Here is a 14560-nt window from a genome sequence, read left to right on the forward strand (position 1 = left end):
ACTTAGTCACCCATGACACCGCAAGACGGCCTAAGGCGCACTTCTCATCGCCCGTGTCGTCGCACCAATGCATTGGCCACGAGATGACCTGTCGTCACCCGGACGGAGACGGCAAGGCGCCCCGGTCCTTCCCTCCCGGACCGGGGCGCCTCGAACTCGGCGGTGTGCGGCGGTGGTTCAGCCCGCGCTCAGCGCCTCCGCCTGGTCCGCCGCGCCCACGACATCCCGGTCCTCCGCGAAATGGCAGGCCGACTCGTGGGCGGCCGGGGTGCCGCCGCCCTGGAAGCGGGTGGGCACCGCGAGCAGCGGGGTCTCCTCGGCGCAGCGCGCCTCGGCCTTCCAGCAGCGGGTGCGGAACCGGCAGCCGGACGGCGGGTTGGCCGGGGAGGGCACGTCGCCGGGGAGCAGGATGCGCTGCCGGTGCTCGCGCGCCTCGGGGTCCGGCACCGGCACCGCGGAGAGCAGCGCCTGGGTGTACGGGTGGGTCGGGTGCTCGTAGATCTCGGTGTCGGTGCCGATCTCCGCCATCCGGCCCAGGTACATCACGCCGACCCGGTCGGAGATGTGCCGCACGATCGACAGGTCGTGCGCGATGAAGACATAGCTCAGGTTGAACTCGTCCTGGAGCTTCGCCATCAGGTTGATCACCTGCGCCTGCACCGAGACGTCCAGCGCCGAGACCGGCTCGTCGCAGATGATGATCTCCGGGTTGAGCGCCAGGCCGCGGGCGATGCCGATGCGCTGCCGCTGGCCGCCGGAGAACTGGTGCGGGTACCGGTTGATGTACTCCGGGTTCAGGCCCACGACGTCCAGCAGCTCCTGGACCCGCGTGCGCCGGTCGCCCTTCGGGGCCACCTCGGGGTGGATGTCGAAGGGCTCGCCGATGATGTCGCCGACCGTCATCCGCGGGTTGAGCGAGGTGTACGGGTCCTGGAACACCATCTGGATGTTGCGGCGGACCGCCTTGAGCGCCCGGCCCGACAGCTTGGTGATGTCCTGGCCCTTGTAGAACACCTCACCGGAGGTGGCCTGCTCCAGGCTCATCAGCAGCTTGGCGACCGTCGACTTGCCGCAGCCGGACTCGCCGACGATGCCCAGGGTCTCGCCCGGGTAGAGGTCGAAGGAGACGCCGTCGACGGCCTTGACCGCCCCGATCTGCTTCCTGAACACGATCCCCTGGGTGATGGGGAAGTGCTTGACCAGGTTGCGGACCTGGAGAATCGGTTCGCCCCGCGGTGCGTCGCCGGTCTTCACGAAGTCAGTCATCGAGGGTCTCCTTCCAGAAGTGGCAGGCGCTGCCGCGGCCCTCGCCGACCGTGTGCAGCACCGGCACATCGGTACGGCACACATCGGTCGCCATCGGGCAGCGCGGGTTGAAGGCACAGCCGGACGGGATGCGCAGCAGGTTGGGCGGCAGGCCCTTGATCGCGTAGAGCTCCTGGCCCTTCTGGTCCAGCCGGGGAATCGACCGGAGCAGGCCCTTGGTGTACGGGTGCGCGGGCCGCTTGTAGATCTCGTGCACCGGCGCGGTCTCCACGATCCGCCCCGCGTACATCACCGCGATCTTGTCGGCGACGTCCGCGACCACACCGAGGTCGTGGGTGATCAGGATCAGGCCCATGTGGAACTCGCGCTGCAGCTCCGCGAGCAGGTCCATCACCTGCGCCTGGACCGTCACGTCGAGCGCGGTGGTCGGCTCGTCGGCGATGATCAGGTCGGGCTCCAGGGCGAGCGCCATGGCGATCATGATCCGCTGGCGCATACCGCCGGAGAACTGGTGCGGGTAGTCGTTGACCCGCTGCGCCGCGGCCGGGATGCGCACCCGGTCCATCAGCTCGATCGCCTTGGCCTTGGCCTCCTTGCGGGAGGCGCCCTGGTGCACCCGGAACATCTCGCCGAGCTGGTAGCCGACGCTCAGCACCGGGTTCAGCGCGGAGAGCGCGTCCTGGAAGATCATCGCGATCTTCTGGCCGCGGATCCGCCGCCGCTGCTCGCCGGACATCTTGAGCATGTCCTCGCCGCGGAAGAGGATCTCACCGCGCGGGATACGACCCGGCGGCATGTCGAGGATGCCCATGACGGCCTGCGCGGTCACGGACTTGCCGGAGCCGGACTCGCCGAGCACGGCCAGCGTCTCCCCGGCGTTCACCGAGTAGTTGACGCCGTTGACGGCCTTGGCGACGCCGTCCCTGGTGTGGAACTCGACGTGCAGGTCGCGCACCTCGAGCAGCGGTGCCGTGGCGGCGCGGGGCGCCGCCGCGGCGCTCGCGGTCTCGTCGATGATGGTCATCGCAGCCCTCCTAGCGCAGCTTCGGGTCGAGGGCGTCGCGCACCGCGTCGCCGAGCATGATGAACGCCAGCACGGTGATGCTCAGCGCGCCCGCGGGCCACAGCAGCATGTGCGGGGCGTTGCGGATCTGGTTGGACGCCTGCGAGATGTCGATGCCCCAGGAGACCGCCGGCGGCTTGAGGCCGACGCCGAGGAACGACAGGGTCGCCTCCAGCGAGATGTACGTGCCCAGCGCGATGGTGGCCACCACGATGACCGGCGCGAGCGCGTTGGGCAGGATGTGCCGCAGCAGCATCCGGGTGTTGCCCGCGCCCAGCGCCCTGGCGGCCTGCACGTAGTCCTGCTGCTTGGCGGTGATGACCGCGCCCCGGGCGATACGGGCGATCTGCGGCCAGCCGAGCAGCACCATGAACGCGGTGACCGTGGTGACCGAACCGCCCTTGACCACGGAGAGGAAGACGACGCCGCCGAGCAGGATCGGGATGCCGAAGAAGATGTTGCTGACCATCGAGATCAGGGTGTCCCACAGGCCGCCGAAGAAGCCCGCGAGACCGCCGAGCACCGCGCCGACCAGCGTGGCGCCCACGGTGGTGAGGATGCCGACGGCGACCGAGTCACGGGCGCCGTACACCGTACGGGTGTAGACGTCGCAGCCCTGGGTGTCGAAACCGAAGGGGTGGCCGCCGGTCGGGCCCATCTGCGACTTGGACAGGTCGCACGAGAGCGGGTTGCCGCTGGCGATGACGCCCGGCCAGATCGCGATGACGATCAGGAAGAGGATGAGCAGCCCGGAGATGTAGAACATCGGCTTGCGGCTCAGGTCGCGCCACGCGTCGCCCGCCAGGCTGCGCGCCTTCTCCCGCTGCGGCTCGGGGCCGGACGGTGCGGCGGGCGTGGTGGGCGCGGCGGCGGCGGGGGTGACCGGCTGCGCCAGGCCCGGGGTGTCAGTCATCTCAGGCATACCGGATCCTCGGGTCCAGGACCGCGTAGAGCAGGTCGACGAGCAGGTTGGCGGCGAGGAAGACGATCACCAGGATCGTCACGAAGCCGACCACGGTCGGCGGGTTCTGCCGCAGGATGCCCTGGTAGAGCTGGTAGCCGACGCCGTGGATGTTGAAGATCCGCTCGGTGACGACGGCGCCGGCCATCAGGCCGCCGATGTCGGTGCCGAGGAAGGTGACCACGGGTATCAGCGAGTTGCGCAGCAGGTGCACGGTGACCACGCGGCGCCGGGGCAGGCCCTTGGCGACGGCGGTGCGCAGGTAGTCGGCGCGGGAGTTCTCCGCGACCGAGGTACGGGTCAGCCGGGCCACGTAGGCCAGCGAGACGCCGGCCAGCACTACGCCGGGCAGGATCAGGTCGCCCAGCGGCGCGCCCTCGGCGACCGCGGGGTTGGCTATCCCCCACTTGACGCCCAGGAAGTACTGGAGCAGGTAGCCGGTGACGAAGGTCGGGATGGAGACCACCAGCAGCGTGAACGCCAGCACGCTGGTGTCCGCGAAACGGCCGCGGCGCAGGCCGGCGAGCAGGCCGAGGCCGATGCCGACGACCGCCTCGATGGCGAAGGCCACCAGCGCGAGCCGGATGGTGACCGGGAAGGACGAGCCCATCAGCTCGGTGACCGGCTGGCCGTTGGCGCCGTTGCCGAAGTTCCCGGTGAAGATCTGCCCCATGTAGTGCACGTACTGCAGGGGCAGCGAGTGGTCGAGATAGAGGTCGTGCCTGATCTGGGCCGCGGTGGCGGGGTCCGGTGCCCGGTCGCCGAACATGGCGGCCACGGGGTCGCCGAGCGCGTAGACCATCACGAAGATCAAAAAGGTGGTTCCGATGAAGACCGGAACCATCTGGAGCAGTCGCCTGATGACGTAGCGCCCCATCTGCCCTCCAGGGATCGGGCAGACGTCGGCCGGGGCTCGTGGCCCCGGCCGACATCCACACCGCGAGCGGTTGCTGTCAGTTCCCCCCGCGCCCGGTCAGGGCGCCCGTGTCTGTTTCCTTGGGTCCGGTGACCGGACCGCGGGTCAGTTGTTGACCGTGATCTCGGTGTAGACGGGGTAGCTGAAGGCGTTCTCCGTCACGTTGGACACCCGCGACGACCAGCCGGCTTCGCCGTTCTGGTACCAGAGCGGGATGACGGGCATGTCCGTCATGAGGATCTTCTCGGCGTCCTGGTAGAGCGCGGTCGCCTTGGCGGTGTCCGGCTCGGCGTTCGCCTGCTTGATCAGCGCGTCGAACTTCGGGTTGCTGTAGTGCGAGTCGTTCGAGCTGCCGCCGGTCGCGTAGAGCGGCGTCAGGAAGTCGTCGATCAGCGGGTAGTCCATCTGCCAGCCGGAGCGGAACGGCTGCTTCATCTCACCCTTGGTGATCTGGTTGCGGAAGTCCGCGAAGGTGCCGGTGGGGGCGCCCACGCACGCCTTGTCGTTGCCCAGCACGTTGTTGATGCTGTTGCAGACCGCGTCGACCCACTGCTTGTGCGAGCCGGAGTCGGCGTTGTAGCCGATGGTCATGTGACCGCCGGGGATGCCGCCGCCCTGCTGGATGAGCTGCTTGGCCTTGGCCGGGTCGTACGAGACCGACTCGCCGCCGATGGTGTCGCTGTAGCCGCCGGCCGCGCCGAGCACGGGGGAGGTCAGGTCGGCCGCCGGGGTGCGGGTGCCCTGGAAGATCTTCGCGGTGATGGTCTTGCGGTCGATCGCCATCGACAGGCCCTTGCGGACCTTGTCCATGCCCGGGGCGTTCCACGCCTTCTGGTTCAGCGGGAAGGACACCGTCTGGATGATGCCGGCCGGCTGGTTCAGGTAGCGGCCCGCGAGGTCCGACTTCACGTGGCTGAGCTGCTCGGCCGGGATGTCGTCGAGGACGTCGAGGTTGCCCGCCTGCAGGTCGGCGTAGGCGGTGTTGCTGTCGGTGTAGACCTTCAGCAGCACGCCCTTGTTCTTGGGCTTGCTCGGACCGGTGTAGTACGGGTTCGGGACCAGCTTCATGCTGGAGCCCTTGGCGTAGGACACGATCTTGTACGGGCCGTCGCCGACCGGCTTGTTGAGGTAGCCGGCGTGGTCGGTGAAGAACGACTTCGGCAGCGGCGCGAACGCCTTGTAGCCGAGGCGGTCGGGCCACGTGGAGAACTTCTGGGTCAGCTTGACCGTGAAGGTGTGGTCGTCGACGACCTTCAGGCCCGACATCGTCTTGGCGGTCGGGGCAGCGCCCTCCTTCTCGGGGTGCACCGCGGCGTAGCCGTCGATGTCCGCGAAGAAGTAGGAGTTCAGCTGCTTGTTGGTGACCAGGGCGCCGTAGTTCCAGGCGTCCACGAAGGAGGCGGCGGTCACCGGGGTGCCGTCGGAGAACTTCAGGTTCTGCTTCAGCTTGATGGTGAAGTTCTGCTGGTCGGTCGTGGTGATGGAGTCGGCCGCCTCAAGGTTGGCCTTGCCCGTCTTCGGGTCGTACTCCTTGAGGTTCATGAAGATCATGTCCAGGACCTTGCCGCCCTGTACCTCATTGGTGTTCGCCGGCTCGAGCGGGTTCTGGGGGTCTCCCCACCACGCCCGCACCACACCGTCGTTCGATCCGCCCGCCTTGGTGTCGGAACTGCTCGAACCGCAGGCGGTCGCTGCCAGTGCGACGACCGCCGCACCTACGACCCACTTGGCGCTCTTGGCACCGCGCATGGGTTTGCCTCCTCAGGAGTCACTGTCGATACGTGAAAGGAAGGCCGCGTCCGCTGACACTCCTGACACCCCTGACAGGAGAAGGGCCTGGCCTTCCGTGCTCGTGAGTCGGCGCTCCCCATCAGCGCGTGACCCATTGACCCGAGCTCAACTTCGTCCACTATCGGGCACGTTTGAGGCCGGTTCGACCCACCCCTGATCTCGCTTTGGTCACATCGGACCCGATCCCGGTCCCAGAATCCGGACATTCTGGAACGTAGACAGACAGTCTTGAAACGGACAGTGTGATCCATCTAACGCCGATAAACGGTGAAGGGCGTCCGAATATCGGACGCCCTTCAGACATACGGGAGGGGTCCGGGAACACCCCGGACCCCTCCCCTAGCACATGGCGGTCAGCGCTTGGCGCGCGAGGCCGTGCGGCCGCGCTCCTTCTGGTCCAGGACGACCTTGCGGATACGGACCGTCTCCGGGGTCACCTCGATGCACTCGTCGTCGCGGCAGAACTCCAGCGACTGCTCCAGCGAGAGCTTGCGCGGCGGCACCACGTTCTCGGTGTTGTCGGCGGACGCCGCACGCATGTTGGTGAGCTTCTTCTCCTTGGTGATGTTCACGTCCATGTCGTCGGAGCGCGAGTTCTCGCCGATGATCATGCCCTCGTACACCTCGGTGCCGGCCTCGGTGAAGATGACACCGCGCTCCTGGAGGTTGATCATCGCGAACGGCGTCACCGTACCGGCGCGGTCGGCCACCAGGGAGCCGTTGTTACGGGTGCGCAGCTCGCCGAACCAGGGCTCGTGGCCCTCGAAGATGGAGTGCGCGATGCCGGTGCCGCGGGTCTGGGTGAGGAACTCGGTGCGGAACCCGATCAGGCCGCGGGACGGCACGATCCACTCCATACGGATCCAGCCGGAGCCGTGGTTGGTCATCGTCTCCATCCGGCCCTTGCGGGTCGCCATGAGCTGCGTGATGGCGCCCAGGTGCTCCTCGGGGGAGTCGATGGTCATCCGCTCGATCGGCTCGTGCAGCTTGCCGTTGATCTCCTTGGTGACCACCTCGGGCTTGCCGACGGTCAGCTCGAAGCCCTCCCGGCGCATGGTCTCCACCAGGATGGCCAGCGCCAGCTCACCGCGGCCCTGCACCTCCCAGGCGTCCGGGCGCTCGGTGGGCAGCACGCGCAGGGAGACGTTACCGACCAGCTCGCGGTCCAGCCGGTCCTTGACCAGGCGCGCGGTGACCTTGTGGCCCTTGCCGCCCTTGCCGACCAGCGGCGAGGTGTTGGTGCCGATGGTCATCGAGATCGCGGGCTCGTCGACCGAGATCAGCGGCAGCGCGATCGGGTTCTCCGGGTCGGCCAGCGTCTCGCCGATCATGATCTCCGGGATACCCGCGACCGCGCAGATGTCACCGGGGCCCGCGCTCTCGGCGGGCTTGCGGGTGAGCGCCTCGGTCATCATCAGCTCGGTGATGCGGACGTTGGAGATGCTGCCGTCGCGCTTGATCCAGGCGACGGTCTGCCCCTTCTTCAGGTGACCCTGCTCGACCCGCAGCAGCGCGATACGGCCGAGGAAGTTGTCGGCGTCCAGGTTGGTGACGTGCGCCTGCAGCGGCGCTTCCTCGTCGTAGACCGGGGCCGGGACGGTGGACAGGATCGTGGAGAAGAACGGCTCCAGGCTGTCGCTGTCCGGGGGGACCGTGCCGTTCTCCGGCTTGGTCAGCGAGGCGACGCCGTCACGGGCGCAGGCGTAGACGATCGGGAACTCGATCTGGTCCTCGGTGGCGTCCAGGTCGAGGAACAGGTCGTAGGTCTCGTTGATGACCTCGTCGATCCGGGAGTCCGGCCGGTCGGTCTTGTTGATGCACAGGATGACCGGCAGGTTCGCGGTCAGGGCCTTGCGCAGCACGAAGCGGGTCTGCGGCAGCGGGCCCTCGGAGGCGTCCACCAGCAGGACGACCGCGTCGACCATCGACAGGCCGCGCTCGACCTCACCGCCGAAGTCGGCGTGGCCGGGGGTGTCGATGATGTTGATGGTGATCACGTCGCCGCCACCCTTGGGGTGGTACTTGACGGCCGTGTTCTTCGCGAGAATGGTGATGCCCTTCTCGCGCTCCAGGTCGTTGGAGTCCATCATCCGGTCGTCCAGATGCTGGTGCGCCGCGAAGGCGCCCGCCTGCTTGAGCATGGCGTCGACGAGGGTCGTCTTGCCGTGGTCGACATGGGCGACGATGGCGACGTTACGAATATCGTGGCGCGTGGACATGCTGCGGCGCTTCTCCCGGAATCGTGGATGACGTCGCGTTCCTCGTTGACGCGCTCGCCTGCCGGGCATGGTCCAGCCGCGGCCTTACCCCATGGTACGGGCCTCAACCGCTCTCGGCCGCCCGAGAGCCCCCTCGCCCGTACCGCGACTGGCTTTCCGCCCGCTTTGCCCCGGCTCCACGACCGCGTTCCACGCGGTGTTACTTACGGTTACTTACGGAATCCCAGGTCCTGGTAGACCGGGGTCTGGAAGCCGAAGGCGCCGGCGTTGGCCACGCCGTTGCGCAGGGCCACCAGGGAGGGCCGCTGGTAGAGCGGGATGGAGCCCGCCTCGGCCCAGATGCGCTCGTCGGCCTGGGCGGTGAGCTTGCGGGCGGCGCCGGTGTCGAGTTCGCCACCTGCCCGGGTCAGCAGCTGGTCGATCTGGTCGGTGCCGACCCGGGTGTAGTTCTGGGCCACGGTCAGCGAGCCGTCGGGGGCCGGGACGGGCTTGGCGAAGATCGGGGTGTCGTCGGTGGCCGGGAAGGCGCTGCCCGGCCAGGAGTACAGCGCCAGGTCGAAGTCGCCGGAGGCGATGTGGTCCTGGAAGAAGCTGTCACCGGCGACCTTGGTGATCTCCGAGCGGATGCCGACGACGGAGAGCATCTTGGCGATCCGGCCGCCGACGTCGTCGAGGGTCGGCGAGTTCGCGGGGAGCACGAACCGCAGGGTGAGCTGCTTGCCGCTCTTCATCACCGCCTTGCTGGGCTCCACCACGGTCACCGCGCCGGCGCCCGCCGCGGCGGTACGGCCGGGGCCCGCCGCCGCCTGGTCGCCGGTACGGGCGGCCGACCGCTGCCAGCCGGCGTCGGCCAGCAGCGCCTGGGCCTGCTTGACGTCGGTGCCGCCCAGCGCCGAGCTGTGGTCCTGGTAGCCGTCCTGCGAGGGCAGCACCAGGTGGTTGCCGAGCGCCTGCACGGGCAGCCCGAGCGGCTTGAGGACCGCCGTGGCGATCGCCTTGCGGTCGATGGCGCGGGCCACCGCGTGCCGGATCCGCTCGTCGGCGAGCACTCCCGTGCTGCCGTTGATGGCGAGCTGGGCGTAGGCGGCGCCGGGGGCCTTCCGGACGGCCACGCCCTTGGCCCGGTGCACCGCGGCGAGCTGGCCGGGGTCGATCTCGGCCAGGTCCAGCGTCCCCGCGGCGAGCGCCGCGGCCCGGTTGTCCAGCGGCACCGCGGTGAGCACGATCTGGTCGAGCTTGGCGCGCTGGCCCCACCACGAGGGGTTGCGCACCAGCGTGACGGTCTTGGCGCGGTTGTCGAGCGCCTTCACCGTGAAGGGACCCGCCACCACGTCCATCTTGGTGCGGACGCCGTCGTTGAAGGCGTCCGGCGTGCCGGTGACGCTCTTGGGGTACAGCGGGCTGAACAGCGACTGCCAGTCGGCGTAGGGCGTGGCGAAGGTGACCTTGACCTGCTGCGCCGTGGCGCCCTGCCGGACGTCGGAGATCCGGTCGTACCCGGCGTTGCGGGCCGTCCAGAAGGCGGCGTTCGTGCCGTTGAGCGCCTTCCACTGGGCCACGAAGTCGGCCGCTTCCACGGCCCGGCCGTCGCTCCACTTCGCCTTCGGGTTGAGCTGGTAGGTGACCACCTGCCGCGGCTCCTGGGCGACGTCGGCGGAGGCCAGGAAGTCCTTGTCGAGCTGGGGGCGGCCGCGGCTGTCGAGCCGGTACATCGCGGGCAGCGTGGCCCCGGCGATCTTCACCGCGTCCGCGTCGGCGTCGGCCTGGTAGACGTTCAGGGTGCGCGGCACCTCGTCGGCCGCCCAGCGCAGCGTGCCGCCGTCGCGGACGCCGGCCCGGGACACGGACGCCACATCGGTGCCCGCGGCGCCGGCGGCGCCGCCACCGCCGCCGCCGGTCGAGCCCGACGAGCACGCGGTCAGCGTGAGGGTGGCCCCGGCGGTCAGCGCCACGGCGACGCGCAGGACGGCAGGGGAGACCCGGCGGGCCGGGGCCGCCGGGGGGACGGCAGTCGGGTTCGCGCTGCGGTTCATGGGTCGGGCACCTCCGCGGCCTCGGCGGCTTGTGTAGGCATTCGCCGGGCACATACTCATTTGGGCTGATTTGCGGGTAATCGGGCCCAGTGGAGACGAGATCACCCCCGGGTGCGCGGCGACACGTCGGCAGACCGCCCGCACATCACCCGTACGGCCCAACCCGCGACCTCTGTGACCCCTGTGGCGTCACTCGTTCGGCGGTAGAATCACTGCAGGCGTCTTCCCAAGGCGCGGTGTGACGCGCGACACTCGCTGCGCGAAGCGACATCCACCGCGTCACCCACCCGCACGGCGGCAGATGGTGAGGGCCTCATATGTCCCTACACGACGACCTGACTTCGGTTCAGCGTCGACTCGATGACCTGATGCGCTGCGTCGCGCGTCTCGACGAGCATGTCGGCGACAGCCTGGACATGCGCCGCGTGCGCGCGGACGCCGGTCATCTACGGGAGAGTCTGGGCCTGCTGCAGGAAGCCGTGCCGACGGCCGTCGGCAGCCGGAAGGTCGAGATGGTCACGATCCCGGACGCCCCGTACGACCGCGGGCTGTGGACCGACGCGGAGGACGAAGGACTGGGCGGCCCGAACCGCCACGCACCGTAGCCGCCCGGCCCGGCGGCCCCGTACCGGCAGCAGTGCCGGACGGCAGGACGTCGCGCACCCGTAACGGCTCAGTCCGCCGCGACCGCGGCCCCTTATCCCCGCTCCTTCGGAGTCCTCCTTGGCCACCGGAACCACCCCCACCACCGATGAATCACAAGCGCGCCGCGGCGTCCTGACGCCGGGGCGCGCTTCCATTTCCGCCCGGCACCTGCGGACCGACCGGTGGTGGCTCTCGCCGCTGGTGACCGCGCTCGGCCTGGCCGCCTTCGTCGTGTACTCCACCTGGCGCGCCTTCGCCAACGGGAACTACTACGCGGCGCCCTATGTGTCGCCGTTCTACTCCCCCTGCCTGGCCTCCAACTGCACCGACATGAAGGGCGGCGCGGACTGGCACCTGTTCGGCGACTGGTGGGGCCTGTCCCCCGCGCTGCTGGTGCTGATCTTCCCGCTGGGCTTCCGGCTGACCTGCTACTACTACCGCAAGGCGTACTACCGGGCGTTCTGGTCCTCGCCGCCCGCCTGCGCCGTCGCCGAGCCGCACGCGACGTACTCCGGCGAGACCCGGTTCCCGCTGATCCTGCAGAACATCCACCGGTACGCCTTCTACTTCGCGCTGCCGGTCGCCGGGATCCTCACCTACGACGTGGCGCTGTCGTTCCGCGACGAGAACGGCAACTGGGGCCACGCCGGTCTCGGCACCCTGGTCATGCTCGTCAACATCGTGCTGATCTGGGCGTACACCCTGTCCTGCCACTCCTGCCGCCACATCATGGGCGGCAAGCTGCGGCACTTCTCCGCCCACCCGGTGCGCTACCGGCTGTGGCGCTGGGTGGGAGCGCTCAACTCCCGCCACATGCTGCTCGCCTGGTCCTCCCTGATCAGCGTCGGCGTCGCTGATTTCTACGTGTACCTGGTGGCAAGCGGCGTATTCGACGATCCGAGGTTCTTCTGAGATGACACAAGTGGAACGGCACGCGTACGACGTGGTTGTGGTCGGCGCGGGTGGGGCGGGGCTGCGCGCCGCGATCGAGGCCCGGGAACGGGGCATGCGGACCGCGGTGATCTGCAAGTCACTGTTCGGCAAGGCCCACACGGTGATGGCCGAGGGCGGCATCGCGGCCAGCATGGGCAACGTCAACTCGCACGACAACTGGCAGGTGCACTTCCGCGACACCATGCGCGGCGGCAAGTTCCTCAACCAGTGGCGGATGGCGGAACTGCACGCCCGGGAGGCACCGGACCGGGTGTGGGAACTGGAGACCTGGGGCGCCCTGTTCGACCGCACCGCGGACGGCAAGATCTCCCAGCGCAACTTCGGCGGCCACGAGTACCCGCGGCTGGCGCACGTCGGCGACCGTACGGGACTCGAGCTGATCCGTACCCTCCAGCAGAAGATCGTCTCGCTGCAGCAGGACGACTTCGCCGAGACGGGCGACTACGAGGCCCGGCTGAAGGTCTTCCAGGAGTGCACGGTCACCCGGGTGCTCAAGGACGCCGACAAGGTGAGCGGGGTCTTCGGCTACGTCCGCGAGTCCGGCCGCCTCTTCGTCATCGAGGCGCCCGCGGTGGTGCTGGCCACCGGCGGCATCGGCAAGTCCTTCAAGGTGACCTCCAACTCCTGGGAGTACACCGGGGACGGGCACGCGCTGGCGCTGCTGGCCGGGGCGCCGCTGATCAACATGGAGTTCATCCAGTTCCACCCCACCGGCATGGTCTGGCCGCCGTCGGTCAAGGGCATCCTGGTGACCGAGTCGGTGCGTGGCGACGGCGGGGTGCTGCGCAACAGCGACGGCAAGCGGTTCATGTTCCAGTACGTGCCGGACGTCTTCAAGGAGAAGTACGCGCAGTCGGAGGAGGAGGCCGACGGCTGGTACACCGATCCCGAAACCCACCGCCGGCCGCCGGAGCTGCTGCCGCGCGACGAGGTGGCCCGGGCCATCAACTCCGAGGTCAAGGCGGGCCGCGGCACCCCGCACGGCGGGGTGTACCTGGATGTGTCGACTCGGCTGCCCGCCGAGGAGATCAAGCGGCGGCTGCCGTCGATGCACCACCAGTTCAAGGAGCTGGCGGACGTCGACATCACCGCCGAGGCGATGGAGGTCGGCCCGACCTGCCACTACATGATGGGCGGCGTCGACGTGGACCCGGACACCGCGGCGGCCCGCGGAGTGCCGGGGCTGTTCGCCGCGGGCGAGGTCGCGGGCGGGATGCACGGCTCCAACCGGCTCGGCGGCAACTCGCTGTCCGACCTGCTGGTGTTCGGGCGGCGCGCCGGACTGTACGCGGCCGAGTACGCCGCCGCGCTCGACGGCCCGCGGCCCGCGGTGGCCGACGAGCAGATCGACAGCGCGGCCGCGGAGGCACTGCGGCCGTTCAGCGCGGAGGCGGCCGACCCGGAGCAGCCCGAGGGCCAGCCCGCGGAGAATCCGTACACCCTGCACCAGGAGCTCCAGCAGGTCATGAACGACCTGGTGGGCATCATCCGGCGCGGCCCCGAGATGGAGGAGGCGCTCAATCGCCTCACCGGTCTGCGGGCCAGGGCGCGGCGGGCGGGCGTGGAGGGCCACCGGCAGTTCAACCCGGGCTGGCACCTGGCGATCGACCTGCGGAACATGCTGCTGGTCAGCGAGTGCGTGGCGAAGGCCGCGCTGGAGCGCACCGAGAGCCGCGGCGGCCACACCCGCGACGACCACCCGGGCATGGACCGCATGTGGCGCAAGGTCAACCTGGTGTGCGAGCTGACCGACACCGCGGCCGGACTCGCCGACACCGATCCCGGGCAGGGCCGGATCGAGCTGACCCGCCGCCCGATGGACCCGATCCGGGCCGATCTGCTCGACCTCTTCGAGAAGGACGAGCTGCTCAAATACCTGACGGACGAGGAGCTCGAAGGGTGACGTACACAGCGCACTTCAGGGTGTGGCGGGGCGACGCCGAGGGCGGGGACCTGCAGGACTACCAGGTCGAGGTGAACGACGGCGAGGTGGTGCTGGACATCATCCACCGGCTGCAGGCCACCCAGGCCGGCGATCTGGCGGTCCGCTGGAACTGCAAGGCGGGCAAGTGCGGGTCGTGCAGCGCGGAGGTCAACGGGCGGCCGCGGCTGATGTGCATGACCCGGATGTCGGTCTTCGACCAGGCCGAGACCATCACCGTCACCCCGATGCGGACCTTCCCGGTCGTACGGGACCTGGTGACGGACGTGTCCTTCAACTACGAGAAGGCCCGTGAGGTCCCGGCGTTCGTGCCGCCGAAGGGGGTCGCGCCCGGCGAGTACCGGATGCAGCAGGTCGATGTGGAGCGCTCGCAGGAGTTCCGCAAGTGCATCGAGTGCTTCCTGTGCCAGGACACCTGCCATGTGGTCCGCGACCACGAGGAGAACAAGACGTCCTTCGCGGGCCCGCGCTTCCTGATGCGGGTGGCCGAACTCGACATGCACCCGCTGGACGCGGCCGCCGACACCGGCCTGGACCGGGCGCGCTCCGCTCAGGACGACCATGGCCTCGGCTACTGCAACATCACCAAGTGCTGCACCGAGGTCTGCCCGGAGCACATCAAGATCACCGACAACGCGCTCATCCCGATGAAGGAGCGTGCCGTCGACCGCAAGTACGACCCGCTGGTCTGGCTCGGCAACAAGATCCGGCGCCGCGGGGAGTAGGACACCGCCGCACCGCCGCACCGCCCGTGCCGCGACCGATCTCCG

11 protein-coding genes are annotated in these 14560 nt (G+C 69.2%); 4 read left to right on the top strand and 7 right to left on the bottom strand.

What is annotated here, in order from left to right; all coding sequences use genetic code 11:
- Positions 1 to 177: 177 nt before the first annotated feature.
- The 7 genes from AB0M29_RS32485 to AB0M29_RS32515 form a co-directional block, all read right to left on the bottom strand.
- Positions 178 to 1266 (bottom strand): dipeptide ABC transporter ATP-binding protein, encoded by a 1089-nt coding sequence (locus AB0M29_RS32485; protein ID WP_365389219.1) that lies wholly within the window; start codon positions 1264 to 1266, stop codon positions 178 to 180.
- Positions 1259 to 2290 (bottom strand): ABC transporter ATP-binding protein, encoded by a 1032-nt coding sequence (locus AB0M29_RS32490; RefSeq protein WP_365389221.1) that lies wholly within the window; start codon positions 2288 to 2290, stop codon positions 1259 to 1261. Before AB0M29_RS32490 ends, AB0M29_RS32485 begins: the two co-directional genes overlap by 8 nt.
- A 10-nt stretch (positions 2291 to 2300) precedes the next feature.
- Entirely contained in the window at positions 2301 to 3242 is a 942-nt protein-coding gene (locus AB0M29_RS32495; protein ID WP_365389254.1) for an ABC transporter permease, read from the bottom strand.
- Position 3243: 1 nt separating this feature from the next.
- On the bottom strand, positions 3244 to 4167 hold the full coding sequence (locus AB0M29_RS32500; protein WP_365389223.1) for an ABC transporter permease: 924 nt from the start codon (positions 4165 to 4167) through the stop codon (positions 3244 to 3246).
- A gap of 144 nt (positions 4168 to 4311) precedes the next feature.
- Positions 4312 to 5955 carry an ABC transporter substrate-binding protein gene (locus AB0M29_RS32505; RefSeq protein WP_365389226.1) on the bottom strand — a complete coding sequence of 548 codons (1644 nt, stop codon included), beginning with the start codon at positions 5953 to 5955 and terminating at the stop codon, positions 4312 to 4314.
- A 395-nt stretch (positions 5956 to 6350) separates the two neighbouring features.
- Positions 6351 to 8216, bottom strand: coding sequence for a translational GTPase TypA (gene typA, locus AB0M29_RS32510; RefSeq protein ID WP_365389227.1), 1866 nt, complete (start codon positions 8214 to 8216; stop codon positions 6351 to 6353).
- Positions 8217 to 8425: 209 nt separating this feature from the next.
- Complete coding sequence (locus AB0M29_RS32515) at positions 8426 to 10249, bottom strand: ABC transporter family substrate-binding protein (protein WP_365389230.1); 1824 nt, start codon at positions 10247 to 10249, stop codon at positions 8426 to 8428.
- Between the two features lie 317 nt (positions 10250 to 10566).
- Here AB0M29_RS32515 and AB0M29_RS32520 point away from each other — a divergent pair, with 317 nt between their 5' ends.
- The 4 genes from AB0M29_RS32520 (at position 10567) to AB0M29_RS32535 (ending at position 14515) form a co-directional block, all read left to right on the top strand.
- Positions 10567 to 10854, top strand: coding sequence for a hypothetical protein (locus tag AB0M29_RS32520; RefSeq protein WP_365389233.1), 288 nt, complete (start codon positions 10567 to 10569; stop codon positions 10852 to 10854).
- Between the two features lie 172 nt (positions 10855 to 11026).
- Complete coding sequence (locus AB0M29_RS32525) at positions 11027 to 11806, top strand: hypothetical protein (protein WP_365389257.1); 780 nt, start codon at positions 11027 to 11029, stop codon at positions 11804 to 11806.
- Position 11807: 1 nt separating this feature from the next.
- On the top strand, positions 11808 to 13751 hold the full coding sequence (locus tag AB0M29_RS32530) for a fumarate reductase/succinate dehydrogenase flavoprotein subunit (RefSeq protein ID WP_365389236.1): 1944 nt from the start codon (positions 11808 to 11810) through the stop codon (positions 13749 to 13751).
- Positions 13748 to 14515, top strand: a complete 768-nt coding sequence (locus AB0M29_RS32535; protein WP_365389238.1) for a succinate dehydrogenase/fumarate reductase iron-sulfur subunit — start codon at positions 13748 to 13750, stop codon at positions 14513 to 14515. Before AB0M29_RS32530 ends, AB0M29_RS32535 begins: the two co-directional genes overlap by 4 nt.
- Positions 14516 to 14560 lie beyond the last annotated feature (45 nt).

This window comes from Streptomyces sp. NPDC051976, from assembly GCF_040680795.1.
Classification (GTDB): Bacteria; Actinomycetota; Actinomycetes; order Streptomycetales; family Streptomycetaceae; genus Actinacidiphila.

Bases quoted from the DNA above. Each gene is read 5' to 3' on its own strand.
- AB0M29_RS32490 (WP_365389221.1), bottom strand. From the start codon at position 2,290: ATGACCATCATCGACGAGACCGCGAGCGCCGCGGCGGCGCCCCGCGCC.
- AB0M29_RS32495 (WP_365389254.1), bottom strand. From the start codon at position 3,242: ATGACTGACACCCCGGGCCTGGCGCAGCCGGTCACCCCCGCCGCCGCC.
- AB0M29_RS32520 (WP_365389233.1), top strand. From the start codon at position 10,567: ATGTCCCTACACGACGACCTGACTTCGGTTCAGCGTCGACTCGATGAC.
- AB0M29_RS32505 (WP_365389226.1), bottom strand. From the start codon at position 5,955: ATGCGCGGTGCCAAGAGCGCCAAGTGGGTCGTAGGTGCGGCGGTCGTC.
- AB0M29_RS32515 (WP_365389230.1), bottom strand. From the start codon at position 10,249: ATGAACCGCAGCGCGAACCCGACTGCCGTCCCCCCGGCGGCCCCGGCC.
- AB0M29_RS32530 (WP_365389236.1), top strand. From the start codon at position 11,808: ATGACACAAGTGGAACGGCACGCGTACGACGTGGTTGTGGTCGGCGCG.
- AB0M29_RS32500 (WP_365389223.1), bottom strand. From the start codon at position 4,167: ATGGGGCGCTACGTCATCAGGCGACTGCTCCAGATGGTTCCGGTCTTC.
- typA (WP_365389227.1), bottom strand. From the start codon at position 8,216: ATGTCCACGCGCCACGATATTCGTAACGTCGCCATCGTCGCCCATGTC.
- AB0M29_RS32485 (WP_365389219.1), bottom strand. From the start codon at position 1,266: ATGACTGACTTCGTGAAGACCGGCGACGCACCGCGGGGCGAACCGATT.